17 protein-coding genes are annotated in these 23,830 nt (G+C 66.5%); 12 read left to right on the top strand and 5 right to left on the bottom strand.

The genetic code is table 11. The features are described from left to right. Positions 1–260: 260 nt before the first annotated feature. Positions 261–1,370: a purine nucleoside permease gene (locus U5A52_RS24465; RefSeq protein ID WP_321936555.1), complete on the bottom strand. Its 1,110-nt coding sequence runs from the start codon at positions 1,368–1,370 to the stop codon at positions 261–263. A 254-nt stretch (positions 1,371–1,624) separates the two neighbouring features. Here U5A52_RS24465 and U5A52_RS24460 point away from each other — a divergent pair, with 254 nt between their 5' ends. After that, positions 1,625–3,550, top strand: a complete 1,926-nt coding sequence (locus tag U5A52_RS24460; protein ID WP_321910130.1) for a potassium transporter Kup — start codon at positions 1,625–1,627, stop codon at positions 3,548–3,550. 66 nt (positions 3,551–3,616) lie between these two features. Here the strand turns inward: U5A52_RS24460 and U5A52_RS24455 are convergent, their stop codons facing one another. From U5A52_RS24455 to U5A52_RS24445, 3 genes are read right to left on the bottom strand one after another with little or no spacing between them, the layout of a single operon-like run. After that, a complete protein-coding gene (locus U5A52_RS24455; RefSeq protein WP_321936605.1) occupies positions 3,617–4,954 on the bottom strand; it encodes a cytochrome c in 1,338 nt (445 codons plus the stop codon). A gap of 21 nt (positions 4,955–4,975) precedes the next feature. Next, positions 4,976–6,751, bottom strand: coding sequence for a GMC family oxidoreductase (locus U5A52_RS24450; RefSeq protein ID WP_321936554.1), 1,776 nt, complete (start codon positions 6,749–6,751; stop codon positions 4,976–4,978). 3 nt (positions 6,752–6,754) lie between these two features. Next, positions 6,755–7,477 carry a gluconate 2-dehydrogenase subunit 3 family protein gene (locus U5A52_RS24445; RefSeq protein WP_321936553.1) on the bottom strand — a complete coding sequence of 241 codons (723 nt, stop codon included), beginning with the start codon at positions 7,475–7,477 and terminating at the stop codon, positions 6,755–6,757. A gap of 426 nt (positions 7,478–7,903) precedes the next feature. On the opposite strand from U5A52_RS24445, the gene U5A52_RS24440 reads away from it, so the two are divergent. The 6 genes from U5A52_RS24440 to U5A52_RS24415 all read left to right on the top strand — a co-directional run bounded on the left by U5A52_RS24440 (position 7,904) and on the right by U5A52_RS24415 (position 16,378). Continuing rightward, entirely contained in the window at positions 7,904–8,413 is a 510-nt protein-coding gene (locus U5A52_RS24440; RefSeq protein WP_321936552.1) for a DUF1269 domain-containing protein, read from the top strand. 411 nt (positions 8,414–8,824) lie between these two features. Next, the gene (locus U5A52_RS24435) at positions 8,825–9,409 is read left to right on the top strand and encodes a DUF2760 domain-containing protein (RefSeq protein ID WP_321910124.1); all 585 of its coding nucleotides are present in this window, start codon (positions 8,825–8,827) and stop codon (positions 9,407–9,409) included. Continuing rightward, the gene (locus U5A52_RS24430; RefSeq protein WP_321936551.1) at positions 9,406–11,250 is read left to right on the top strand and encodes an Hsp70 family protein; all 1,845 of its coding nucleotides are present in this window, start codon (positions 9,406–9,408) and stop codon (positions 11,248–11,250) included. Before U5A52_RS24435 ends, U5A52_RS24430 begins: the two co-directional genes overlap by 4 nt. 5 nt (positions 11,251–11,255) lie before the next feature. Then, positions 11,256–14,054, top strand: coding sequence for an Hsp70 family protein (locus U5A52_RS24425; protein WP_321936550.1), 2,799 nt, complete (start codon positions 11,256–11,258; stop codon positions 14,052–14,054). Between the two features lie 96 nt (positions 14,055–14,150). Continuing rightward, the gene (locus tag U5A52_RS24420) at positions 14,151–14,861 is read left to right on the top strand and encodes a YceH family protein (RefSeq protein ID WP_321936549.1); all 711 of its coding nucleotides are present in this window, start codon (positions 14,151–14,153) and stop codon (positions 14,859–14,861) included. Between the two features lie 29 nt (positions 14,862–14,890). Then, entirely contained in the window at positions 14,891–16,378 is a 1,488-nt protein-coding gene (locus U5A52_RS24415; protein ID WP_321936548.1) for a cytochrome P450, read from the top strand. Here the strand turns inward: U5A52_RS24415 and U5A52_RS24410 are convergent. Next, the gene (locus U5A52_RS24410; protein ID WP_321936547.1) at positions 16,347–17,399 is read right to left on the bottom strand and encodes a LacI family DNA-binding transcriptional regulator; all 1,053 of its coding nucleotides are present in this window, start codon (positions 17,397–17,399) and stop codon (positions 16,347–16,349) included. The genes U5A52_RS24415 and U5A52_RS24410 overlap by 32 nt on opposite strands. Positions 17,400–17,597: 198 nt before the next feature. Here U5A52_RS24410 and U5A52_RS24405 point away from each other — a divergent pair, with 198 nt between their 5' ends. The 5 genes from U5A52_RS24405 (at position 17,598) to U5A52_RS24385 (ending at position 23,819) form a co-directional block, all read left to right on the top strand. Next, complete coding sequence (locus U5A52_RS24405; protein WP_321936546.1) at positions 17,598–18,623, top strand: TRAP transporter substrate-binding protein; 1,026 nt, start codon at positions 17,598–17,600, stop codon at positions 18,621–18,623. Positions 18,624–18,675: 52 nt separating this feature from the next. After that, complete coding sequence (locus tag U5A52_RS24400; RefSeq protein WP_321936545.1) at positions 18,676–20,577, top strand: TRAP transporter large permease subunit; 1,902 nt, start codon at positions 18,676–18,678, stop codon at positions 20,575–20,577. 100 nt (positions 20,578–20,677) lie between these two features. Further along, positions 20,678–21,217 (top strand): VOC family protein, encoded by a 540-nt coding sequence (locus U5A52_RS24395; RefSeq protein ID WP_321910106.1) that lies wholly within the window; start codon positions 20,678–20,680, stop codon positions 21,215–21,217. Further along, entirely contained in the window at positions 21,214–22,506 is a 1,293-nt protein-coding gene (locus tag U5A52_RS24390; protein WP_321936544.1) for a ribulose-bisphosphate carboxylase large subunit family protein, read from the top strand. Before U5A52_RS24395 ends, U5A52_RS24390 begins: the two co-directional genes overlap by 4 nt. Continuing rightward, entirely contained in the window at positions 22,503–23,819 is a 1,317-nt protein-coding gene (locus tag U5A52_RS24385) for a four-carbon acid sugar kinase family protein (protein WP_321936543.1), read from the top strand. Before U5A52_RS24390 ends, U5A52_RS24385 begins: the two co-directional genes overlap by 4 nt. Positions 23,820–23,830: the final 11 nt, after the last annotated feature.

Genomic DNA, 23,830 nt, shown 5'->3' with positions numbered 1-23,830 from the left:
TGGCGCATCGCTTCGCGACCCCTGCGCTGCGCTCAAAATGAGTGAGACCTAATCTGGCATAGATGCCGCGATAAAGCTATCCGGTCAAAGGAGGATTTCAGTAGCGGAAATCCCGCATTCGCATGCGCCATGCGTATGAACGATCGTGCACTGTAATTGCTTTGCGAATAGGCGATGCGTGCCGGATAACGCCATGCATCAATCGTCTGTATTCCTCACAAGGATGCTACGCGGCAAAGCGGGGACAGGGCGTGGCGCCGTTAACGAGGCGCGGCTTGAGAAGGGCTTGGAGGAACGCCATTGCGCCATTCGCTCCAATGCGCGACGATGGTCTGCACGAGCGGATGGCCCGCGCGATAGAGGTTTTCCAACGCGGGTGCGAAGCCACCCTGGCTTGCATAGTTCAGTAGATTTGCCGCATTCGATTCACCCGCATACGGACGATCGAAATCCGAGCCTGCGCGCAGCACGGCTACGCGATCGAGGTCCACGCGTTGCGCACGCGCTGCGCGCCGGAGTGCTTCGAACGTGGCGTTGTCCTCCTGCTGCGTCATGCAGTACACGCCTTGTCCGCCGGTCAATTGACGCGTGAACTCGCTTGCCCTCGCGCCGAGCGCCTTGCCCGACCACCAGGTGTCGTCGGCGACCGAATCGCAGCGGATCACGGTGGGCGGCCGGTTCGCGGGTGCATAAGCATATTTCGCGCGCGCGGCCTGAGCCTGCGCGTTATCGGCGAGCGTCACGTCGTGCGAGATGGCCCAGGCGGCCTCGGTCAGCCGCGGGTTCAGGCGGAACACCTCGGTGCGGTAGTCGAGCGCGGGCTTTTCGTCGGGACTTTTCGTATTGATGCCGAGATACCCGGTGCGCCAGTTGCGCGGGCGGCCGTCGCCGTCTATTTCCCACTGCAGGCCGAAATCGACGAGCCAGTCCGACCAGGCCGCCGAGCCGATCGTGCCGTGCTCGGGGTTCACGCCCGCAATGCCCGCGATGAGAAAGTAAGTCTTGCGCAGGTCGAACTGAGGCGCAAAGGCGAGGGCCATGGTCGAGGCGGCGGCGTTCGCGTGGCCCATGCCGGTTGTCATCACGCATACGTCGTCGGTATTGCATTGCACCTTGGGATAGTCGGGCGAGAGGCCCGCGATCGTCACGGACTCCCAGGGACCGAGGCGCTCCAGCCATGTCTTCGCTTCGGGCGCGAACATCGTCACGATCATGACTTTCACGGCACGGCCGTGCGCGGTGGCGCCGCCCTGCGCGAAAGCCGCGGTTGGCGCAGAAAGCGTTCCTGCGTCCTGTTGCGTGGAAAGAGGCTGCAACGCGCAGGCAGCGAGCAACGGCGCGGCGCAGAGCAACGTGAGGCGGGTTCGCATTGTGCAAGTCCTTTGGGTTGTGTGCGTACCGGGCGAATGGTCAGGAAAATACGCTCGACTATGACAGTTCTGCGAAAGCACGGCGCCACGCGCGGCGCATTTTTGCCCGAAATTCCTATACTTCGACTAGCGCGCCCAGCAGGGGCCGCCGCGCCAATACGAAGCGACAGACCAGGCCACAAACCAAGCGATAAGCGAGGCGACAAGGCCGCGCGGCCCCCCGGCCCGCATGCGGCCGCCACGAGGAGGGAGACATGGGACATTCCGCATCCGCGGGGCACGCGCACGAGCGCCTTGGCGACTCCGGCCCGCATCGCCCGGCGCTTCCCGCGCTCGCTCTTGCCGCGCTCGGCGTGGTCTATGGCGACATCGGCACGAGCCCGCTCTACACGCTCGCCACCGTGTTCGATCCCGCCAACGGCCTCGCGGTCAATGCTTTCAATATCGTAGGCATCGTGTCGCTGATCTTCTGGTCGCTCATGATCGTCGTGTCGCTCAAGTACGTCGCGCTCATCCTGCGCGCGAACAATCACGGCGAGGGCGGCATCATGGCGCTGCTCGCGCTCGCGGCTTCCTCGGTCGCCTCGCGGCCGCATCTGCGTAACACGCTGCTCGTGATCGGCGTGATGGGCGCGGCGCTCTTCTTCGGCGACAGCGTGATCACGCCGGCCATCTCGGTGCTGAGCGCCGTGGAAGGCCTCGAAGTGGCCGAGCCCGCGCTCAAGACCTATGTGATTCCGGTGACGCTTGTGGCGATCGTCGTGCTGTTCCTCACGCAAAAGCACGGCACGGGCGGCATCGGCGCCGTGTTCGGCCCGGTCATGGTGCTCTGGTTCGCCGTGATCGCCGTGGCGGGCGTGGCCAACATCGCCTCAGCGCCAGCGGTGCTATTCGCGCTCGATCCGCGCGAGGGCCTCGCGTTCTGTCTGCATCACCGCTGGCTCGCCTTTGTCGCGCTGGGCGCGGTCGTGCTCTCGCTCACGGGCGCCGAGGCGCTCTACGCCGACATGGGCCACTTCGGCAAGCAGCCTATTCGCCTCACGTGGTTCGGCATCGTGTTTCCTGCGCTCGCGCTCAATTATCTCGGGCAGGGCGCGCTGCTGCTGGCGAACCCCGGCGCGGTGCAAAGCCCGTTCTACCGGCTCTTCCCGCAATGGTCCATCGTGCCGATGATCGTGCTCGCCACGGTTGCCACCGTCATTGCCTCGCAGGCCGTTATTTCGGGTACCTATTCCATGGCGATGCAGGCCATGCAACTCTCCTTTCTGCCGCGCATGAACATCGTGCACACGTCCGAGCGCGAGATCGGGCAGATCTACGTGCCCGGTATCAACTGGATTCTGCTCGTGGCCGTAGTGGCGGCGGTGGTGGGGTTCCGTTCGTCCACGGCGCTCGGCTCCGCTTACGGCATTGCCGTGACCGGCACGATGCTCATCACGACGTTCCTCACTTTCTTCGTCGTGCGTTACGCGTGGCATTACAACTGGGCGCTGTGCCTGTTCGCCACGGCGTTCTTCTTCGTGATCGACGCCATGTTCTTCTCGGCCAACCTGCTCAAGATCGTGGACGGCGGCTGGTTCCCGCTCGTCATCGGCGCCCTGATGTTCACGATCATGGCGACCTGGGGAAAGGGCTGGGAAATGATGATGGCCGAGGCGCGCGTACGCGCCGGCAAGAAGCCCCTCAAGCCCTATCTTACGACGCTGCTGGAGAGCAACCCCGTGCGCGTGGGCGGCACGGCGATCTTTCTCACGCCGAATGCCAATGCCGTACCGCATGCGCTCGTCAACAATTTGCGGCACAACCGGGTGCTGCACGAACGCGTAGTATTCCTGAGCGTCGTGACAAAAGACGTGCCATGGGTGGCAGAAAGCGAACGCGTGAAGGTCGAACTGCTTTGCCCGGGCTGCTATCACGTCGTCGTCAACTATGGGTTCAAGGACGAAGTGGACCTGCCATGCACGCTTGCCGCGTTCAAGTCCGCGGAGTTGACCTTCGATCTCGACGAAACGTCGTGGTTCCTGAGCCGCGCGGTGGTGGTGCCCAAGCGCGGCCATGGCATGTCGATCTGGCGTGAGCGTCTTTTCGCGGTGATGCTGCACAACGTCGGGAATATCGCGGCGTTCTTCAAGCTGCCGGCCAATCGCGTAATCGAGGTCGGCGCGCGCGTCGAGATCTAGGGCACGTTCGCAAGCTCGTTAGGCAGGTGAACGGGCCCTGGCGGCGTCCCGGCGCGTGCGCGGCGCTTACGGGTTTTCGGCGCGCGACGGTTGCGGTCCTGCCTGCGCGGCCTTGCGAGCCTTCGCCACGTCGGCGGCCGACACGGCCGGCGCGTGATTGCCCCAGCTCGAACGCACGAAGTTCAGCACGTCGGCGATATCGCGGTCGGTGAGGCGCTGCGCGAAGCCGGGCATGGCGTAGTGCGTGGGCGCGGCGTTCGTCCACGGCATCTGGCCGCCCTTGAGCACGATGCGGATCAGCGAGGCCGGATTGTCGCTGTTGACCACCGAGCTTCTGGCGAGCCTCGGGAACGTTGCGTCGTAGCCGGCGCCGGTCGTGCGATGGCAGGCCGCGCAGTTGTCGACAAACGTGAGCGCGCCGTTGCTGCGGTCCGTGCCGGCGCGCAAGGCGGCCGCGGCGCTCGGGTCGGGTCTGAGCGCGTCGCCGTTCGGATCGACGGGAGAGAGCGTCTTGAGGTAGGCCGCAATCGCGCCGAGGTCGGCGTCGCTCATGTACTGCGTGCTGTGCTGGACGACATCGACCATGCCGCCGAACGCTGCCGCATCGTCGGATCGTCCTTGCTTCAGAAACGTCACGATGTCGCTTTCGCTCCACGTGCCGAGGCCGTTCTTCGCGTCACCGCGCAGGTTTTTCGCGAGATAGCCGTCCACCACGCCGCCTGAGAGATAGACGTTCTTGTTGTCGCTCAGCGCCTGCTCCTGGAGGCCAAAACCGCGCGGTGTGTGGCACGCGCCGCAGTGTGCGAGTCCCTCGACCAGATAGCTTCCGCGCAGCGCGGGGTCTGCGCTGGCCGGCGCGTTGGCGGTCACCGGCGTGGGGGCGAACATCATGCGCCAGAAGCGCAACGGCCAGCGCATCGAGAGAGGCCAGGGAATGCCTTCTGCGCGATTGGCCTGCTCGACGGGCGCGACCGCATGCGTGAAGTACGCGTAAAGCGCCTCGATGTCTTCGGGCGTCGTTTTGGCGTACGACACATAAGGCATGGCGGGGTAGAGCGTCGTGCCGTTCCTGGCAATGCCGCGGCGCACCGCGCGATCGAAGTCGCGCAGCGTGTACTCGCCGATGCCGGTGCGCTTGTCGGGTGTGATGTTGGTCGAGTAGATCGTGCCGATGGGCGAGGCAATGCCGACACCGCCCGCGAACGGCTTGCCGCCCTTTGCCGTGTGGCAGGCCGTGCAGTCGGCCACGGTGGCGAGGTAGCGGCCCTTTTCGATCAACGCGGGGAGCGCCGCGTTGGCGCTGGCTTGCTGCGTGGCGGTGCGATCGTCCGCCAGCGCGTGCGAGAACCAGCCGGACAGCGCCAGTGCGGCCCATGCCAGCACGGCACGCGAGTATTTCGTCATCCTCATCAGGGGAATTCCTCCTTACGCCTGAACGAGCGGCGCGGGCTGCTTCAGGTACTGCTCGCGGATCGCTTTCGCCGCGTGATACGCGAGCGCCGCCACGAGGCCGGTCGGGTTATAGCCCATGTTCTGGGGAAACGCCGAAGCGCCCATCACGAACACGTTGTGCACGTCCCAGCTCTGCAGATACTTGTTGACCACGCTCGTTTGCGGCGATGCGCCCATGACAGCGCCGCCGGTCGTGTGCGTCGACTGATAGAGGCGCGTGTCGTAGTGGTCGCCGGGCTTGCGGATCGAGCGGTAATACGCGTCGTGCTTCATGGCCTTCGCCACCTCCTCCACGCGCGTGCCCACGTAGTCGAGCATGCGGTATTCGTTGGCGTGCCAGTCGAACGTCATGCGCAGGAGCGGCAGTCCGTGGGCGTCGCGGTAGGTCGGGTCGAGGTCGAGGTACGCGTCGCGGTACGGCATGACCGAGCCGGAAATGCCGATGCTCAGGAAGCGCTGATACGCGTCGACCACGCCGGCCTTCCATTGGCCGCCCCAGGCGGGGGTGCCGGGCACGATGGAGGCCTGGCCAATCGGCCGGCCGCCCGTGCGCGCGTGGCGCACGCTCGCGCCGCCGAGAAAGCCCAGATGACCGTGGTCGAACTGGTCGCCGTTGAGGTCGTCGAGCGCCACCGCGCCCGCGCCCGAGCCGATGAACGGATTGAGCAGGGTTTCTTTGGGCAGCAGCACGTTGACGGCGCCGTTCATCTGGTACGCGTAGTTGCGGCCCACCACGCCTTGACCCGTCGTCGGGTCGTACGGCTTGCCTATGCCCGAGAGCAGCAGCAGGCGCACGTTGTGCATCTGGAACGCTGCGACGATCACGAGGTCGGCCGGTTGTTCGACCTCGCGGCCCTGTGCGTCGACGTAACTCACGCCCACGGCGCGCTCGCGGCTGCTGTCGAGCAGCACCTTCGTCACATATGAATTCGTGCGCAACTCGAAGTTCGGCTTCTTGAGCAAAGCCGGAAGAATGGTGGTCTGCGGCGAGGCCTTCGAGTACATGAAGCAGCCGAAGTCCTCGCAGTAGCCGCAGAAGTTGCACGGGCCGAGCCGCACGCCGTAGGGATTCGTATAGGCCTGCGAAGCGTTTGCGGCAGGCGCCGGGTACGGATTGAAGCCCGCCTCGCGCGCCGCCAGTTCGAACAGTTGCGCGCCGAGCGTGTTCTTGAGCGGCGGCGTTGGGTACTCGCTGCTGCGCGGGCCTTCGAGCGGATTGCCGCCGAACCGGATCTGCCCCTGGAGATTGCCGGCTTTGCCCGAGGTGCCGAACACTTTCTCCGCGAAATCGAAATGCGGTTCGAGTTCGTCGTAGGTCACGCCGAAGTCCTGCACCTGCATGCCTTCCGGGATGAAACGTTTGCCGTAGCGCGCTTCGTAGGTCGAACGCAGCTGCAGCTCTTCGGGCAGGACGCGGTAGTGCATGCCGTTCCAGTGGAAGCCCGCGCCGCCCACGCCGTTGCCGAGCAGAAAGGAGCCATGCTGGCGGTAGGGCACCGCGAGATCGTTCACGCCGTGGCGAATCGTGACCGTTTCGCGCGAAAGGTCCTGAAACAGCTTGCCGCGCACGGCGTATTTGAGTTCGTCGGCGACTTGCGGATATTTCGCGTCGGTGGGCGTGTCGCGCATCGCGCCGCGTTCGAGCGCCACGACCTTCAGGCCGGCTTGCGTGAGTTCCTGGGCGAGAATCGCACCGGTCCAGCCGAACCCGACGATCACGCAATCAACCTTGTTCATTTTGATGGTCATCGATCAGCCTCTGCTTCCGTCGATAGATACCGGGCCATACGGGTACTTCACGCCCGGTTGGTCGATCCAGTCGGCAAAATCGGCGCGGGCGCCGGGAAAGCCGATCGTTTTCCAGCCCGCCATTTTTTTGTTTCCGCCATAAATGGGATCGGCGAAAAATCCCTCTTTCGTGTTCGCGAGGAGAAAGCCGAAGAACGTGCTGGCTGGAACGGAGTCGAAGTTGGCTTTGCCGTGCTCCATGGTCTGGAGCACGGCCTCCTGTTCGGCGTTGCTCAGGGATGCGAATGATTTGCCGCTGTAATGCTGGCGGCACCACGCGTCGCAGGCCTTGATGCCATGCCGGTACACGTCGCGCGGCGCGAGATTCAACTGGTAGCCGAGTTCCGGCGCTTCGCTCACGTGAAACGGCCCCAGCATGTACCAGAGCTTGCCGTGGCCCCATGGCGTTTCCATCTGGCGGTCGATGAATTCCGGCACGCCCGCTTCGAGCGCGCCTGGCCCCAGGTGGTCGGAAGGAATCAGGCGCTCGACGGCGGCTTGCAGAAAGCGCCATTCGTCTGCCGTGAAATAGTCGGGCTGGTAGGGCGGCGGGGCTGCCGCCGACGGCGCGGAGGCCGGCTTGCAGGCGGACTGCGAGAGCGCGGCTCCCGTTGCAAGGGATGCGGTCGGCACGACGGCGAGCATGCGCCGCAGGAATTGGCGGCGCGGATCCTGTTCGGTGGACATAGGCTGTTCCCCTCGATTTGAGGTGAGCGATGGTAGGAGGAACAGATACGTCTTGTTTTCAGGATCGCGTTATCGAGATAAGGCCCTTTCGTTGAGAAAATGCGCTGTTTTTGCGGGACTTTTTGCGTACGCAAGGTCGGTTGCCAATGCGGGCGGTTCAGACTTGCGCTGTGGATGCAAGCGATTCGATTGATGCGTGACAAGTTCCCGTGGCTCCGCGCTTGTCGGGAAGCGGATCGCCTCGTGCAGACCTTCAGCGAAATGCAAAAGAATCAAAACGCAGAGAGCGGCCGCAAACCGAAGGCAAATCGGCGTCAGACTGTCGCGCTGACAGAAACTCAGGCGTAGGATGATCGGAATCGCATCGTAGTCATGTGGCAGCGAGCGGGTCGCTAGCGTGTCGCTGCATGACCGAAGGAGGGCATCATGAGACGCCTCTATTTCCTCGCTCCCGACACGACCACGGCGCAGCAGATCGTCGACGATCTGCTGCGCGCGCGCATCACGTGGCGTCATATTCATGTGCTCGCCAATCACAGCGTGGGCCTCGAGCGCTTGCCCGAGGCTTCGCTGCTGCAGCGCAGCGACATCGTGCACGCACTGGAGCGCGGCGTGATGTTCGGCGCTGCGACCGGCGCCGTCGTTGGCCTCGTGGCGCTGATGTTTCCGTTCGAGAACTTCGATATCACGGGCGGCGTGGTCGTTGCGTTGACGATTGCCGGCGCGATATTCGGCGCGTGGGCGGCCGGCATGATTGGCGTGGACGAGCCGAACACGACGCTGACGCGCTTTAACCGTCCGATCGAGGACGGTCAGTTGCTGGTCATGGCCGACGTGCCCGGCTCGCGCGAAGCCGAGATCGAGGCGAGCATCGCCCAGCATGTGCCGCGCGCCGATGTGGAAGGCGCGGAAGCCACGACGCCGATCTTTCCCTGAATGCGTCGGACCGTAAGGCGTGATGCGGCTGCGGCGCGGGCCTGATCGCGTGCGCGCACCATTAATCGCGCCCCATTTATCAGCGCTGACGCGCCATTTGAGGGCCGTACCGCTCACCGTTTGACAGCCGGGATTGCGCCGCGCTGCCCGTGCGCATTGCCCGCCGTATCGCCAGGCGACCGCCTGCGTCAAAGCCCGGCGCGCCGCGCCGGGCACGCCAATCCCCCGCCAAATCCCGCATTTTGACCGGCTTGCGCCCGCGACAAGGCAAAATACGGGTTTTGAGCCCGCGCCGGGCTCGAGTTTCCCCTGCCGGCCGCCTCCTTCCAGGCATCGATCGGGCCTCGTTGCGAGCCCGGCAGGTCGGCTCGCGTTGCCCGCGAGCCCTCAAGCGATATTGGAGTCGTCTACATGCCCGAATCGAATCTGTCTTTCTTCGGCCGCCTTTCGGTCGCGCTGGGATCGTTCTTCGCGATCCTCGGCGACGGCGAGCTTGCCGCCAACGTGCGCCGTCTGCGTGAAGGCGGGCTCGCACCCGCCGCGGCTGCCCCTGTGCCTGCCGCGGCTCCGGTCGCGAAGCCGGCGCCCGCGCCCGCACCCACCGTCATCAAGGAAGCGACGCCCGACGCCGCGTTGCAACTGCTCGGCCTGCTCCAGCGCAACGCGCGCTTCGTCGATTTTGTCGAGGAAGACATTGCCGGTTATGCCGATGCGGATATCGGCGCCGCCGCCCGCATCGTCCACGAAGGCTGCCGCGCCACGTTGCGCGACCACTTCTCGATCCGCCCGGTGCGCAGCGAGTCCGAAGGCTCGCGCGTGACGCTGCCGGCCGGCTTCGACGCCGCCGCCGTGCGCCTCACCGGCAACGTGGTCGGCGAGGCCCCGTTCAGCGGCAGCCTCACGCATCGCGGCTGGCGCGTCGAGGAAGTCAAGCTGCCGCAGCTCGTCAAGACGCACGACGCGCGCATCATCGCGCCGGCGGAGGTGGAGCTGTGAGCGATCCGCGCTATTCGATTGGGGTCGATCTGGGCACGACGCATTGCGCGTTGTCCTACGTCGATCTCGCCGCCAGCGATGGCGAAAAGACCCAGCAGGGCGTGCTGAACGTGACCCAGCTTACTGCGCCGGGCACGCTGGAATCGCCCGACCTGCTGCCTTCGTTTCTCTACTTGCCGCATGCGGGCGAGCTGACGCCGGGCGACCTCACGCTGCCGTGGACCACCACACGCGAGTACGCCGTGGGCGAGCTTGCGCGCAGCCGTGGCGCGGGCACGCCGATTCGCCTCGTGTCGAGCGCGAAGAGCTGGTTGTGCCACCCCGGCGTGGATCGCCGCGCGGCCATTCTGCCCAACGACGCGCCGCCTGAAGTCGCGCGTGTGTCGCCGCTCGAAAGCTCGGTGCGCTATCTCACGCACCTGCGCGAGGCATGGGACCACGCGCATCCCGAGGCGCCGTTTGGCGAGCAGGAGATCACCGTCACGATTCCGGCCTCGTTCGACCCCGCCGCGCGCGAACTGACGGCGGAAGCCGCGCAGGCGGCGGGCTACGCGAACATGACGCTGCTGGAAGAGCCGCAAGCCGCGCTCTATAGCTGGATCCAGAAGAGCGGCGGCGCGTGGCGCAAGGAAGTGAAGGTCGGCGACATCATCCTCGTGGTGGATGTGGGCGGCGGCACGACCGACCTTTCGCTGATCGCCGTGGTCGAGCGCGAAGGCAATCTCGAACTGCACCGCGTAGCCGTGGGCGAGCACATTCTGCTCGGCGGCGACAACATGGACCTCGCGCTCGCGCATGTGGTCGCGCGCAAGCTCGCGACCCAGGGCACGCAAGCGGACCCGTGGCAGCTGCGCGCGCTGACCTATGCGTGCCGCTCGGCGAAGGAAACGCTGCTCTCCGACGCCTCCGTCGATACGGTGCCGATCGTCGTGCCGAGCCGCGGCTCGAAGCTGATCGGCGGGTCGATCCGCACGGAACTCACGCGTGACGAACTCACGCAGATCATCCTCGAAGGCTTCTTCCCGCAAGTGGACGCCGCCGCGCGCCCGGCTGTGCGTACGCGCGTGGGTCTCACGCAGCTTGGCCTGCCGTATGCGCAGGACGCGGGCGTGACGCGCCATCTCGCGGCCTTCCTCGGCCGCCAGGTGCAGGCGCTCGCGGAACTCGAAGGCTTTGGCGCGCCGCCCGCGGGCGCCACCTTCCTGCATCCCACCGCGGTGCTCTTCAACGGCGGCGTATTCAAGTCGCCGCTGCTCTCGCAACGCGTGCTCGATATCCTGGGCGGCTGGCTCGCGGCCGAGGGCGCTGCGCCCGCCCGTCTGCTGGGCGGTGCGGATCTCGACCTCGCGGTGGCGCGCGGCGCAGCCTATTACGGCTATGTGAAGCGCGGCAAAGGCGTGCGCATTCGCGGCGGCACAGCGCGCGCGTACTACGTGGCGGTCGAATCGGCCATGCCGGCCGTGCCGGGGCTCGAGCCGCCGGTTTCGGCGCTCTGCGTCGCGCCCTTCGGCATGGAAGAGGGCACCGAGGCGGCGCTGCCGCCGCAGGAGTTCGGCCTCGTGGTGGGCGAGCCGGTGCACTTCCGTTTCTTCGGCTCTTCGGTGCGGCGTCATGATCAGGTCGGCACGATGCTCGACTACTGGTCGCCTGAAGAATTGCAGGAACTGGAGGAAATCCAGGCCACGCTGCCGACCGAAGGCCGCACGCCGGGCGAAGTCGTGCCCGTGAAGCTGCACGCGCGCGTGACGGAAGCGGGCACGCTGGAGCTCGAAGCGATGCCGAGCGGCACGAACGAGCGCTGGAAGGTCGAGTTCGACGTGCGTGGCGGAGCAGGCAGCTGAGTCCGATGAAGCCATACGTCGTCGGCATCGACCTGGGGACGAGCAATACCGTCGTGGCGTACGTGGAGGCCGGCGGCGACGCGATCCGCGTGTTCGACGTCGAGCAGCTCACCGGCCTCGGAGAAGTGGGCGCGGAAAAGATGTTGCCTTCCGCGCGTTATCACCCGGCGGCGGGCGAACTTGCGGCTGGCGATTTGCGTTTGCCGTGGAGCGCGCCTTCGCAAAGCGATGACGCCGTCGTCGGCCGCCTCGCGCGCACGCTCGGCGCGCAGGTGCCGGGGCGGCTCGTGGCGAGCGCCAAGAGCTGGCTCTCGCACGCGGCGGTGGACCGTCTTGCACCGATCCTGCCGTGGGGCGCGCCCGACGACGTCGCCAAGGTTTCGCCGGTTGCCGCGAGCGCGAGTTATCTCGCGCATGTGCGCGCCGCGTGGAACCATCGTTTCCCGCATGCGCCGCTCGAAGATCAGGACGTCGTGCTGACCGTGCCCGCGTCGTTCGACGACGGCGCGCGCGCGCTCACGCTCGAAGCGGCGCGGCTCGCCAGGCTGCCTGCGCTGCGTCTGCTAGAAGAGCCGCAAGCCGCGTTCTACGACTGGCTGTATCACCATCGCGCGACGCTCGACGCGCAGCTGGGCGCGTCGCGCCTCGTGCTGGTGTGCGACGTGGGCGGCGGCACGACCGACCTCACGCTCATCAAGGTGCAGTTCGAGAGCGGCGAGCCGCAGCTCACGCGCATTGGCGTGGGCAATCATCTGATGCTGGGCGGCGACAACATGGACCTCGCGCTCGCGCATCTGGCCGAGAGCCGCCTCGCCAACGCACAAACGCGGTTGAGCGCGGCGAGCCTCTCGCAACTCGTGGAGCGCTGCCGTGTCGCGAAAGAGCAGCTGCTCGACGCGAGCGCGCCCGAATCGGTGCCGATCACGCTGCTCGGCGCGGGCGCGCGTCTCGTGGGCGGCGCGCGCACCACGCAGCTTGGCCGCGAGGAAGTCGCGCAGATCGTGGTGGACGGCTTTTTCCCGATGGGCGCTGCCGGCGACCTGCCGCGCCGCTCGCGCGCGGCGATCGTCGAGTTCGGCTTGCCCTACGCCGCCGATCCGGCCATCACGCGCCATATCGCGGCATTTTTGCAGCGCTTCGCCGCGCAGTCGCGCGAGGCACTGGGCGCCGCGTCAGGCGCAGCCAACGCAGAAACCCCCGCGCTGCCCATGCCCGACGCGCTGCTGCTCAACGGCGGCGTGTTCCGCGCTCGCGCGCTCGCGCAACGTTTGGCCGACACGCTCGGCGCCTGGCGCGGCGAGCCGCTAAACGTACTGCAGAACAATCAGCCCGACGTGGCCGTCGCGCGCGGCGCGGTCGCTTATGCGCTCGCGCGCGCGGGCCACGCGCTGCGCATTGGCGGCGGCTCGCCGCGCAGTTACTTCCTCGTGCTCGACCAAGGCGCGGGCGCCGATGCCGCACCGCGCGGCGTGTGCGTGCTCCCGCGCGGCACGGAAGAAGGCCACGAACTGCATCTGGACGACCGCACGTTCGCATTGCAGCTCGGCCAGCCGGTGCAGTTCCACCTCGCATCGACGGTGGCCGACACCGCGTGGCAGCCCGGCGAGTTGGCCGATCTGGCTGCGGGCGACTTCGTGCGTCTGCCGCCGCTCGCGACGGTGGTGCCCGCAGGCGGCGATGCGAAGGCGGCGCGCGAGCGTCCCGTCAAGCTCACGACCGCGCTGACCGAAGTCGGCACGCTGGAAATGCACTGCATCGCCACCGACGACGCCTCGCAGCGCTGGCTGCTCGAATTCGCGCTGCGCCGCGCGGAGCACGAGAGTGGTGCGGGCACGGCGAACGGCGAGTCACGCCACGCGGGCCTCGACGACGCCATCGAAGCAATCGAACGCGTGTTCGGCGCACGCTCCGTCAAGGTCGACGCGAAGGAAGTGAAGCGCCTGCGCGCGCATCTCGAAGAGCGGCTCGGCCCGCGCCAGAACTGGGACGGCCCGCTACTGCGCGAGCTGTTCGGCGCGCTCTGGGAGCGCGCGGGCAAGCGCCGGCGCTCCGCCGATCACGAACGCCTGTGGCTGAACCTCGCCGGCTTCAGCTTGCGGCCGGGCTTCGGCTATCCGCTCGACGAATGGCGCGTCGAACAGCTCTGGACGCTCTTCGACGACGGCATCCAGTTCGTCAACGAAGGCCAGGTGTGGTCGGAGTGGTGGACGCTCTGGCGGCGCGCGGCGGGCGGCCTGAACGAGGCGCAGCAGCACGAGGTGCTGGAGGCGATGACATACCTCGAAGATGCGGCCGGCTCGAAGCGCCACAAGCTGCCGTTCGACCCCGCGAAGCTGGCCCATGCGGACATGATCCGGCTCTATGCGTCGCTCGAGCAGATCGCGGCCGAGCGCAAGATCGAGATCGGCGAGCGGCTGTTGCAGCGGCTGCAGAAGCCCTCGGAGAATCATCAGACGTGGTGGGCCGTGGGCCGGATCGGCGCGCGCCAGCCGTTCTACGGCAGCGCGCACGGCGTGGTGCCGCCGGAAACCGCCGCGCTTTGGCTCGATGCGATCCTGGCGCTCGACTGGAAAAAAATCGAACCGGCGATGTTCGCCGCGGCGCAGATCGCGCGCATGACGGGCGACCGCTCGCGCGACCTGCCGCCCGAACTGCGCGAGACGGTGGTGCGTCGCATGGAGTCGGCGAACGCGCCGCCCACGTGGGTGACGATGGTGCGCGAAGTCGTCGCGCTCGACACGGCGGACACGGGCCGGGTGTTCGGCGAGGCGCTGCCGGCGGGGTTGAAGCTGATCGCGGGCTGATTCCACACGCGCGACACCTGGCTTCTGCAAGAAGCGCCGCGCGCGTATGATCGAACGCCTGATTCCAACATGAACCACAGCGTGGTTGATCTGCCCATGAATTCTCCTGCCGATGCTTCCTCGCCGCGCACCTTGCGCGCGCTCTCGCCAATCGAGGCGCGTATCGTCGGCGTGCTGGTCGAAAAGCAGCACACGGTGCCCGACACCTATCCGCTTTCGCTCAACGCGCTCACGCTCGGCTGCAACCAGAAGACCGCGCGCACGCCGGTCATGAACGTGAGCGAAGCCGACGTGCTGGCCGCCATCGAAGACCTCAAGCTGCTGAGCCTCGTGTTCGAAGGCAGCAGCAGCCGCGTGCCGCGCTTCGAGCACAACCTGAACCGCGTGCTCGGCGTGCCGAGCCAGGCCGTGGCGCTCCTCACGGTCCTGCAGCTGCGCGGCGCGCAGACGGCGGCGGAATTGCGCCTGAACTCGTCGCGCCTGCACGGGTTCGCCGATGTGTCGTCGGTCGAAGGCTTCCTGGAAGAACTGGCCGAGCGCGAGCCGCCGCTCGTGGTGAAGCTGCCGCGCGCGCCGGGCGAGCGCGAAAGCCGCTGGATGCATTTGCTGTGCGGCGAAGTGAATACGGCAAGTTTTGCCGCTGCGGCAGCGAGCGCACCCGGGGCTCGCGAGGAAGGCGGCGAGAGCGTCTCGCTCGCGGACTTCGAGGCGGTGCGCGCCGAGCAGCAGCGTCTCGCCGACGAAGTCGCACGCCTGCAAGCGCTCGTGGCACGCATGGCCGCCGAACTGGGGATGTCGCTCGACTGAGCGCCGTCTCACCGCCTCACCGCCGCTACATGGACGCCGCCGCATCCACCGCCCAGCGCCTGCGCCAGGTGCGCGACCTGCCGTGCCCGCGCGGCTTGCCGCTCATCGGCAACCTCCATCAGCTGAATGCGCCGAGGCTCCATCGCGTGCTCGAACACTGGGCGCAGGAACTCGGCACGCCGTATCGCTTCCAGATCTGCGGCATGCCCGTTACGGTATGGAGCGACGCGGAGCTGAGCCAGAGCGTGATGCGCGAGCGTCCACACCGCTACCGGCGTTACGCGTCGCTCGAACCCGTGCTTGCCGAAATCGGCTGCAACGGCGTGTTCTCGGCCGAGGGCGCGGCGTGGCAGCCGCAGCGGCGGCTCGTGATGCAGGCGCTTTCCGTTCCGCACATTCGCGCCTTCTATCCCACACTGCAAGCCATCACGGCGCGGTTGCACGACCGTTGGCGGCGCGCGGCCGAACGAGGCGACGTGGTCGAGATGACCGACGACCTCAAGCGCTACACGGTGGACGTGACGAGCGCGCTCGCGTTCGGCGAGGACCCGCGCACGCTCGAACAGGAGCGCGGCGTGATCCAGGAGCATCTCGCGCAGATCTTCCCGACGCTCATGCATCGCGTGAACGCGCCGTTTCCGTACTGGCGCTACGTGCGCTTGCCGCGCGACCGCCGCACGGACCGGGCGCTGGCCGAAGTGCACCGCACGATACGCGGCATGATGGCGCGCTCGCGCGAGCGCATGCGCGACGAGCCGTCCTCAATCGACCGTGCGCCGCGCCATCTGCTCGAAGCGATGCTTGCGCTGCGCGATCAGCCAGACGCGGAGCCAGGCTCCGACGTGACCGACGACATCATCGCCGCCAACGTGCTCACGCTCTTGCTGGCGGGCGAGGACACCACGGCCAACGCGCTGGCATGGTCGCTCTACTATCTAGGCGCCGACGAACCGCTGCAGCAGCGCCTCGCCGGCGAGGCGCGCGCGGTGCTGGGCGCACACGATGTGTGTCCGGACTATGGCCTCGTGAAGGACCTCGACCTGTTCGAAGCCGTGTGCAGCGAAACGCTGCGCTTTCGCCCCGTGGCCGCGATCATGGCGTTCGAGCCCGTCGAGAACGTGGAGGTGGGCGGCGTCGCGCTGCCCGCCGGTTCGAAGATGTTCTTCCTCACCCGGCCGCCCATGCTCGACGCGCGCCACTACGCACAGCCCGGGCGCTTCGATCCCGACCGATGGCTGCGCGGCCATGCGGGTGCCGATGCCGATGCCCGCGTGCACGATCCGCGCGCATGGGTGCAGTTCGGCGCGGGGCCGCGTGTGTGTCCGGGGCGGCATCTCGCCGCCATGGAAATGCGGCTCGTGCTCTCCATGCTGACCAACCACTTCAAGGTGAGGCTCGCCGTCGATCCCGCGACGATCGAGGAGATCACGGCGTTCGCGATGGTGCCGAACCGCATGCCGGTGCGGCTGGAATGGCGTACGGACGCTAAGGCAGGTTCTCGCGCAGCACGATGCTGAACTGAATCGGCTTCACCGCGTCGAGCGCGTCGCGTTTGGCGGCGACATTGCGAAAGATCTTCAGACAGTTGCCCACCATCGACTGCGGCGTTTGCGTGATGAGCGCGTCCATGGTGCCGTCGATCAGCAGTGCGCGCGTGTCGGGCGTGAGGCCGTGCCCGATGAACAGGATCTTTTGCTCGGACTTCGCCTCGACGATCGCGCGGCCCACGCCGTCCGAGCCGCCGCCGCTGTTGTAGATGCCCGCGAGATCGGGGTGCTGTTCGAGCAGCCGCCGCGTTTGCTCGTAGTTGCGCTCGCTGTCGTCCTGGCCTTCGCGCAGGCCGATCACGCTCACCTGGGGAAACATCGATTCGACGAGATGCAGAAAACCGATCTCCCGTTCCTCATGGCCGCGATAGTTGAGGCTGCCCGCGATCATCGCGATCTTGCCGCTCGGGCGCGGGCCCATGAAGCGGCCGAGCAGCAAACCCGCCGTGCGTCCCGCCGACCGATTGTCGATCCCCACGTAGGCCAGGCGGCGTGCGTTGGAAAGATCGGAAATGAGGGTGATGGCGGGCACGCCCTGGTCGGCAAGCGTGTTCACGGCGTCGCGCACCACGGGATGCTCCAGCGCCATGAATACCACGCCGTCCGAGCGCTGCCCGGCTTGCAGCAGTCGCAGCGCAAGCTCGGTCGGGTTGAAGCTCTCGACATACTGCACGCGGCACTTCATGCCGAGCGCGCTCCATTGCTCGTGAGCGAATTCGATATAGTCGCCGAGCATGCGCAGGTAGCGGTTCGTGCCCGCGGGCAGCAGGAAGGCGATGCGCAGCGGCCGGGCGGACGGCGCTTCGGGCGCGTCCTGCGCGAGCACGTAGCCGAGTTGAGCGGCGGCCTGCAGCACGCGCTGCGCGGTAGCGGCGCGCACGCCCTCGCGGCCGTTGAGCACGCGGTCGACCGTGGCGGTCGAGACGCGCGCCGCCCGCGCCACGTCGGGTATGCGCGCACGTGCCGCGAGCGGCGAAATCGTTTCTGACATGACGTCGTTCCGATCGGAAATCAATCAAAAACCATCAGTTGCGCGGTTTGACAGCGTTTCTTGCGCCACATAGTCTTGCAGCTATCGCGCCGCTGCACACGACGATGATAGGGCAAAGCGAAGCGCGGATGGAATGATGGTTTTTGATGGACTTTGCAAGGCCATCATCTACACGACAATAGTGTTTGGAGACACGTCATGACCAACCAGGTGAGGCGCGCGTTGCTGCGTGCCGCCGCCGCGGCGCCGGTGGCCGGCGCACTCGGCTTTCCCGCCATCGTCCGCGCCGCTTCGGCGCCCGAATTCGTCTTCAAGTACGGCAATAACCTGCCGCTCACACATCCGCTCAATATTCGCGCGCAGGAAGCGGCGAATCAGGTGAAGGACGCCTCGAAGGGGCGCATGGAGATCCGCATCTTCCCGAACAACCAGCTTGGCGGCGACACCGACATGCTCGCGCAGGTGCGCAGCGGCGGCATCGAAATGTTCACGCCGTCGTCGCTGGTGGTTTCGACGCTCGCGCCCGCGGTGGCGATCAATGCCGTTGGCTTCGCGTTCAGCGACTACGACCAGGTATGGAAGGCGATGGACGGCTCGCTTGGCGCGTTCGCTCGCGACGCGATGCGCCGCGCCGGCCTCGAATCGTTCGAGAAAATGTGGGACAACGGCTTTCGTCAGACCACCACGAGCAGCGGCCCGATCACGAGCGCGCAGAGCATGAAGGGGCTCAAGATCCGCGTGCCAGTGAGCCCGCTTTCCATCGACATGTTCAAGGGACTCGGCGCCGCGCCTACGAGTCTTCAGTTCAGCGAAGTGTATTCGTCGCTGCAGACGCATATCGTCGATGCACAGGAAAACCCGTTGCCCATCGTGCAGGTCGCCAAACTGTACGAAGTCCAGAAGTATTGCTCGCTGACCAATCACATCTGGGACGGCTACTGGTTCGTGCTCAACCCGCGCGCCTGGCAGCGCTTGCCGAAGGACCTGCAAGGCGTGGCGAGCGACGCTTTCAACCAGGCGGCGATCAGGCAGCGCCAGGATGTGGCGAAGCTCAATGGCGCCGCAGTGGCCGACCTCAAGAGCAAGGGGCTCGCGATCAACCAGCCCGCGCCCGAGACGTTCCGCACGGCGTTGCGCCAGGCGGGCTTCTACGCGCAGTGGCAGGGCCGCTTCGGCAATCAGGCGTGGGACCTGCTCGAGCAGACCGTGGGCAAGCTCGCCTGAGAGTGCGGTGGTGAAACGATTGAGCCGCGAAACGGCGCGAGGACCCAGCATCATGACCGATCAGGCATTGCACCCGGCCGAAGCCGACGCGATGGAGGCCGCCAGTGCGAGCGCTTCGAAGAGCGCATGGCGGCGCGCGCTGCGCGTGTTCGACCGCGCGCTCGTCACGCTCGTGGAGGTGTGCGCGGCAGCGCTTCTCGCCGTGGAGATCGTAGTGCTGCTTGCCGGCGTGATCTCGCGCTACGCCTTTCACGCGCCCTTCGTCTGGTCTGACGAACTCACCGGCATTCTGTTCATGTGGCTTGCCATGCTGGGCGCGGTGCTCGCGCTGCGACGCGGCGAGCATATGCGCATGACGGCGTTCGTCGGACGTCTGTCGCCGCGTTCTCGCGCGTTCGTCGATACCTTCGCGATTTGCGCCTCGATTGCGTTTCTCGCGCTGCTGCTGCAACCGGCATACGATTTTGCCTCGGGCGAGGTGCCCATCCTGACCCCGGCACTGCAGATCAGCGACGCCTGGCGCGCTGCCGCGCTGCCCATCGGCACTGCGCTCATGCTGATCGTCGGGTTGCTTCGGCTTGCGCAGGTGGGCCGAGCGCGCGACGTGCTGGCGATGCTGGCGCTCGCCGTCGCGATTGGCGTGCTGGCGGTGCAGGCCGGTCCCTGGCTGCAGTCGCTCGGCAAGCTCAACCTCGTCATCTTTTTCGTGGGCGTGGTGGCGATCGGCATCTTTTCCGGCGTGCCGATCGGCTTTTCGTTCGCGCTCGCGACCTTTGGCTACCTGAGCCTCACGACGTTCACGCCGATGGAAGTGATGGTCGGCCGCATGGACGAAGGCATGTCGCATCTCGTGCTGCTCGCCGTGCCGCTCTTCGTGTTTCTGGGGCTGTTGATCGAAATGACGGGCATGGCGCGAGCGATGATCGAATTTCTCGCGGGGCTGGTCGGGCATTTGCATGGCGGCCTCTCGTACGTGCTGATCGGCGCGATGTATCTGGTGTCGGGCATTTCCGGTTCGAAGGTCGCGGACATGGCCGCCATCGCCCCGGTGCTCTTTCCCGAGATGAAAAAGCGCGGCGCAAACGAGGGCGATCTCGTTGCGCTGCTCGCCACCACGGGCGCACAGAGCGAGACGATTCCGCCGAGCATCGTGCTCATCACGATCGGCTCGGTCACGGGGTTGTCGATCTCGGCGCTTTTCACGGCGGGCATGCTGCCCGCGGCGTTGCTCGCCGTGATCCTGTGCACCGTGGTGTGGTGGCGCTATCGCAAGGAGGACCTGAGCGGCGCGCAGCGTTTCTCGCGCCGCGAGATTGGCCGCATGCTCGTGATCGCCGCGCCCGCGCTCGCGCTGCCGTTCGTGATTCGCGCCGCCGTGGTCGAAGGCGTGGCGACCGCGACCGAAGTGTCGACCATCGGCATCGCGTACACGATGGTGATCGGCCTCTTGGTCTACCGGCGCTTCGAATGGCGGCGGCTCGGCCGCATGCTGGTGGACGCCGCCACGCTTTCGGGCGCAATCCTCTTCATCATCGGCTGTGCGACAGCGATGGCCTGGGCGCTCACGCAATCGGGCTTCTCACAGGATCTCGCGCAACTGATGGGGGCGATGCCCGGCGGATCGTATGGATTCCTTGCGGTTTCGATTCTTGTGTTCGCACTGCTCGGCAGCGTGCTCGAAGGCATTCCGGCCATCGTGCTGTTCGGGCCGCTGCTGTTTCCGATTGCGCGCACGGCGGGCGTGAGCGAGATCCACTACGCCATCGTCGTGATTCTCTCGATGGGGCTCGGGCTCTTTTCGCCGCCGTTCGGCGTGGGCTACTACTCGGCGTGCGCCATCAGCAAGGTCAATCCCGATGCCGGCATCAAACCGATTGTGGGCTATATGTGCGCGCTATTCGTGGGTCTCGTGCTGATCGCCGCCATTCCCTGGATTTCCACCGGCTTTCTCTAACCCAACCGTTGCGGGCTGTTGTCGAAGGTGTCGTGCATGCAAGTGCGCAACGCCTCGGTGGCGCTCGTCCTTCAATCCTTGCAGCAGTGTGGAGAGTGTTATGAGCCGCTTCTTCGGCGAGATTCGGCAGGCCGGTTATGTCGTGCGCGACATCGAAGCCGCCATGGACTACTGGAGCCGCGTGCTCGGCGTGGGCCCCTGGTTCTACAACGAACGCGTGCCGATCGAGAATTACCGCTATCGCGGCGAGGCCTACGAGGTGCACAACTCGGTGGCGCTCGCGAACTCAGGGCCGTTGCAGGTCGAACTGATCCAGACGCGCAATGACGCGCCCTCCATGTACCGCGATTTTCTCGCAGCGGGCCACACGGGCCTGCAGCACAACGCCTACTGGACCACGAACTTCGACGCCGATCTCGAGCGCCTGCAGGGTCTGGGCTTCAAGGTGGCGATGAGCGGCGAAGTGGGGCGCAACGGGCGCTTCGTCTACTTCGACACGCAAACGCATCCGGGCACCGTGATCGAGCTTTCCGAGGTGGCGGGGCCGAAGGGCAAGCTCTTCGATCTCATCCGCGCGCAGTCTGCGGGCTGGGACGGCAGCGAGCCGGTGCGCGCGTTCCCCGATCTGGCGGCGCTATGAGCGCCGGTATCGAAGCCGTTGGCGCAGATCGTCTCGAAGCCGACTACCTGATCGAAACGCCGCTCGATCCTGCGCGCGTGGCCGACGTGATGGCCGGGGAGCAGTCGAGCGGCACGTTCGTGCGCGTGCACAACGAAACCGATGCGCTGCGCGAGCGCAGCCGCGCGACGGTGGTGCGAGTCGACGAGATCGAAGCGGTGCGGCGACCGAGCCTCGCGAGCGCATGGCTTGCGCGTGAGGGCGTGGACGGACCGTACCGGCGCGCGCACGTGACGCTCTCGTTTCCTCTTGCGAATATCGGCGCGAACCTGCCAACGCTGGCGGCTACCGTAGCGGGCAATTTGTACGATCTCGGCGAAACGACCGGCATGCGCCTGCTCTCGCTAAGGCTCCCGGCCGGCTATCGCGCGCGGTTCGAACTGCCGCGCCATGGCGTGCGCGGCACGCGCGAGTTGACCGGCGTGACGCGCGGACCGGTAATCGGCACCATCATCAAGCCCAACGTCGGCATGGATGCAATGGAGACCGCCTCGCTCGTGCGCGGCCTGTGCGAGGCGGGCGTCGATTTCATCAAGGACGACGAAGTATGTGCGAACCCGGCACACGCCCCAATCGAAGCGCGCATACGCGCCGTGATGAACGAAGTGAGGCGCTATCGCGAGCGCACCGGCCGCAACGTGATGATCGCCTTCAATATCACCGACGAACTCGACGCCATGCGCCGCCACGCCGACCTCGTGGAGCGCGAAGGGGGCGCGTGCGTGATGGCGAGCATAAACTGGTGCGGCTTCTCCGCCATCCAGGCGCTGCGCCGGGCCACGCCGCTCGTGCTGCACGCGCACCGCAACGGCTACGGCATGATGTCGCGCGATTCCGCGCTCGGCATATCGTTTCAGGCTTATCAAACACTTTGGCGGCTCGCGGGCGTCGATCATATGCATGTGCACGGACTCGGCGGAAAATTCGCGCAGTGCGATGCGGAGGTGGTCGAGTCGGCCCGCGACTGCGCGACGCCGCTCACGCGCGCGTTCGACGACGCGGTAATGCCCGCGTTTTCGTCGGGGCAATGGGCGGGCACCGCGCGCGCGACCTGCGACGCGGTGCCGAATGCAGACCTGCTGTTCATGTGCGGTGGCGGCATACTCGCGCATCCGGACGGCGCGGCGGCAGGCGTGACGAGCGTGCGCGAGGCCTGGGCGGCGATCGAGGCGGGCGTCGATGTCGACACTTACGCACGAGAGCGGCCCGCATTGCAGCGCGCGCTGCAGTTCTTCGGTGCACGACGATGAGCGCGCCCGCCTACGCGTTTTATGGCGATGATTTTACCGGCGCGACGGACACGCTAGCGCATCTCGCACGGGCGGGCCTGCGCACGAGGCTATTTCTTCGCATACCTGATGATTCGTGTGTCGCCCGTGCTGGAACGCTTGATGCGATCGGCGTGGCGGGGGCGGCGCGCTCGATGGCGCCGGCGGCCATGCGCCAGGAACTCGATGCGGTGGGCGCGCGCTTTGCCGCGCTAGGCGTGCGCGTGATGCACTACAAGGTGTGCTCCACATTCGACAGCGCGCCGGAGGTGGGCAGTATTGGCGTCGCGGTGCGCTCGCTGGGGGCGCATTTCGCGCACCCGTTGCGGATGGTGGTGGGCGGGCAGCCCGATTTACAGCGTTACTGCGTGTTCGGCCAGTTGTTTGCGGCGACGGGGGCGGACGACCGCCTGCCGGTATATCGCATCGACCGGCATCCAACCATGAGTCGGCACCCGGTCACGCCGATGCACGAAGCGGATTTACGTCGACATTTGCGTGCTCAAGGCCTGGAGGATGTCGTATCGGTCGACTGGCGCGCCTATGCGTCAGGCGAGCGTGTGCTGATGGCGCGTGTTGAAGAGGCGTTGGGGCCGAGGCCCGATGCGTTGCTGTTCGACGTGCAAGATGAAGCGCATTTACGCGCGATAGGGCGGTTGATGCGAGATTGCGCCGCGCAACGGCCCTTGCTGGCCGTTGGGGCCAGCAGTGTTGCGCAGGCGTGGGTGCTGGCGGACGATGCGCGCCCAGGCGCTGCGCCGTGCAACGGCGAGCCGGTGGCGCCCGCGCAAGGACCCGTTTTCGTGCTGGCGGGGAGCCTTTCACCGCGCACGCAAGCACAGATCGAAGCGGCGATTTCGTACCTGCGCGTGCCCCTCGAGCCCTTACGCATGATCGGCGAACGAGAAGGCGAGGCGTATCTGCGCGAACAGATCAATGTGATTGGGGCTGCGCTTGCACAGGGACGCAACGTCCTGGCCTATACCGAGCGCACACGCGTCGAAGCGGCTGCCGAAGGCCGGCGAAACGCGCTGGCGCTTGCATGCGGCGCATTGCTGGACGGCGTGCTGCGGCGTGCACCGGTGCGCCGGGTGGGTGTGGCGGGCGGCGATACGTCGAGTTTCGCCGTGCGTGCGCTCGGGGCGCGGGCGCTTTCGTATCGCGCGTCGCTCGCGCCGGGCGTTGCGCTATGCCGCCTTCACGCCGATGAGGCCCGTCTTGACGGCCTCGAACTCATGCTCAAGGGTGGACAGATGGGTGACGCCGATCTGTTCGAGCGATTGATTGCCGGGTGAGTCGATCGGCG

Origin of the sequence: Paraburkholderia sp. J8-2, from assembly GCF_905220195.1 — a bacterium.
Lineage (GTDB): Bacteria > Pseudomonadota > Gammaproteobacteria > Burkholderiales > Burkholderiaceae > Paraburkholderia.
This window is presented reverse-complemented; position numbering and strand designations above follow the sequence as displayed.

What these genes read in the sequence shown, in the direction of transcription:
- U5A52_RS24455 (WP_321936605.1), bottom strand. Translation starts at nt 4,954, where the DNA reads ATGACGAAATACTCGCGTGCCGTGCTGGCATGGGCCGCACTGGCGCTG.
- U5A52_RS24435 (WP_321910124.1), top strand. Translation starts at nt 8,825, where the DNA reads ATGCCCGAATCGAATCTGTCTTTCTTCGGCCGCCTTTCGGTCGCGCTG.
- U5A52_RS24420 (WP_321936549.1), top strand. Translation starts at nt 14,151, where the DNA reads ATGAATTCTCCTGCCGATGCTTCCTCGCCGCGCACCTTGCGCGCGCTC.
- U5A52_RS24410 (WP_321936547.1), bottom strand. Translation starts at nt 17,399, where the DNA reads ATGTCAGAAACGATTTCGCCGCTCGCGGCACGTGCGCGCATACCCGAC.
- U5A52_RS24415 (WP_321936548.1), top strand. Translation starts at nt 14,891, where the DNA reads ATGGACGCCGCCGCATCCACCGCCCAGCGCCTGCGCCAGGTGCGCGAC.
- U5A52_RS24445 (WP_321936553.1), bottom strand. Translation starts at nt 7,477, where the DNA reads ATGTCCACCGAACAGGATCCGCGCCGCCAATTCCTGCGGCGCATGCTC.
- U5A52_RS24450 (WP_321936554.1), bottom strand. Translation starts at nt 6,751, where the DNA reads ATGACCATCAAAATGAACAAGGTTGATTGCGTGATCGTCGGGTTCGGC.
- U5A52_RS24465 (WP_321936555.1), bottom strand. Translation starts at nt 1,370, where the DNA reads ATGCGAACCCGCCTCACGTTGCTCTGCGCCGCGCCGTTGCTCGCTGCC.
- U5A52_RS24390 (WP_321936544.1), top strand. Translation starts at nt 21,214, where the DNA reads ATGAGCGCCGGTATCGAAGCCGTTGGCGCAGATCGTCTCGAAGCCGAC.
- U5A52_RS24425 (WP_321936550.1), top strand. Translation starts at nt 11,256, where the DNA reads ATGAAGCCATACGTCGTCGGCATCGACCTGGGGACGAGCAATACCGTC.
- U5A52_RS24405 (WP_321936546.1), top strand. Translation starts at nt 17,598, where the DNA reads ATGACCAACCAGGTGAGGCGCGCGTTGCTGCGTGCCGCCGCCGCGGCG.
- U5A52_RS24440 (WP_321936552.1), top strand. Translation starts at nt 7,904, where the DNA reads ATGAGACGCCTCTATTTCCTCGCTCCCGACACGACCACGGCGCAGCAG.
- U5A52_RS24395 (WP_321910106.1), top strand. Translation starts at nt 20,678, where the DNA reads ATGAGCCGCTTCTTCGGCGAGATTCGGCAGGCCGGTTATGTCGTGCGC.
- U5A52_RS24400 (WP_321936545.1), top strand. Translation starts at nt 18,676, where the DNA reads ATGACCGATCAGGCATTGCACCCGGCCGAAGCCGACGCGATGGAGGCC.
- U5A52_RS24385 (WP_321936543.1), top strand. Translation starts at nt 22,503, where the DNA reads ATGAGCGCGCCCGCCTACGCGTTTTATGGCGATGATTTTACCGGCGCG.
- U5A52_RS24460 (WP_321910130.1), top strand. Translation starts at nt 1,625, where the DNA reads ATGGGACATTCCGCATCCGCGGGGCACGCGCACGAGCGCCTTGGCGAC.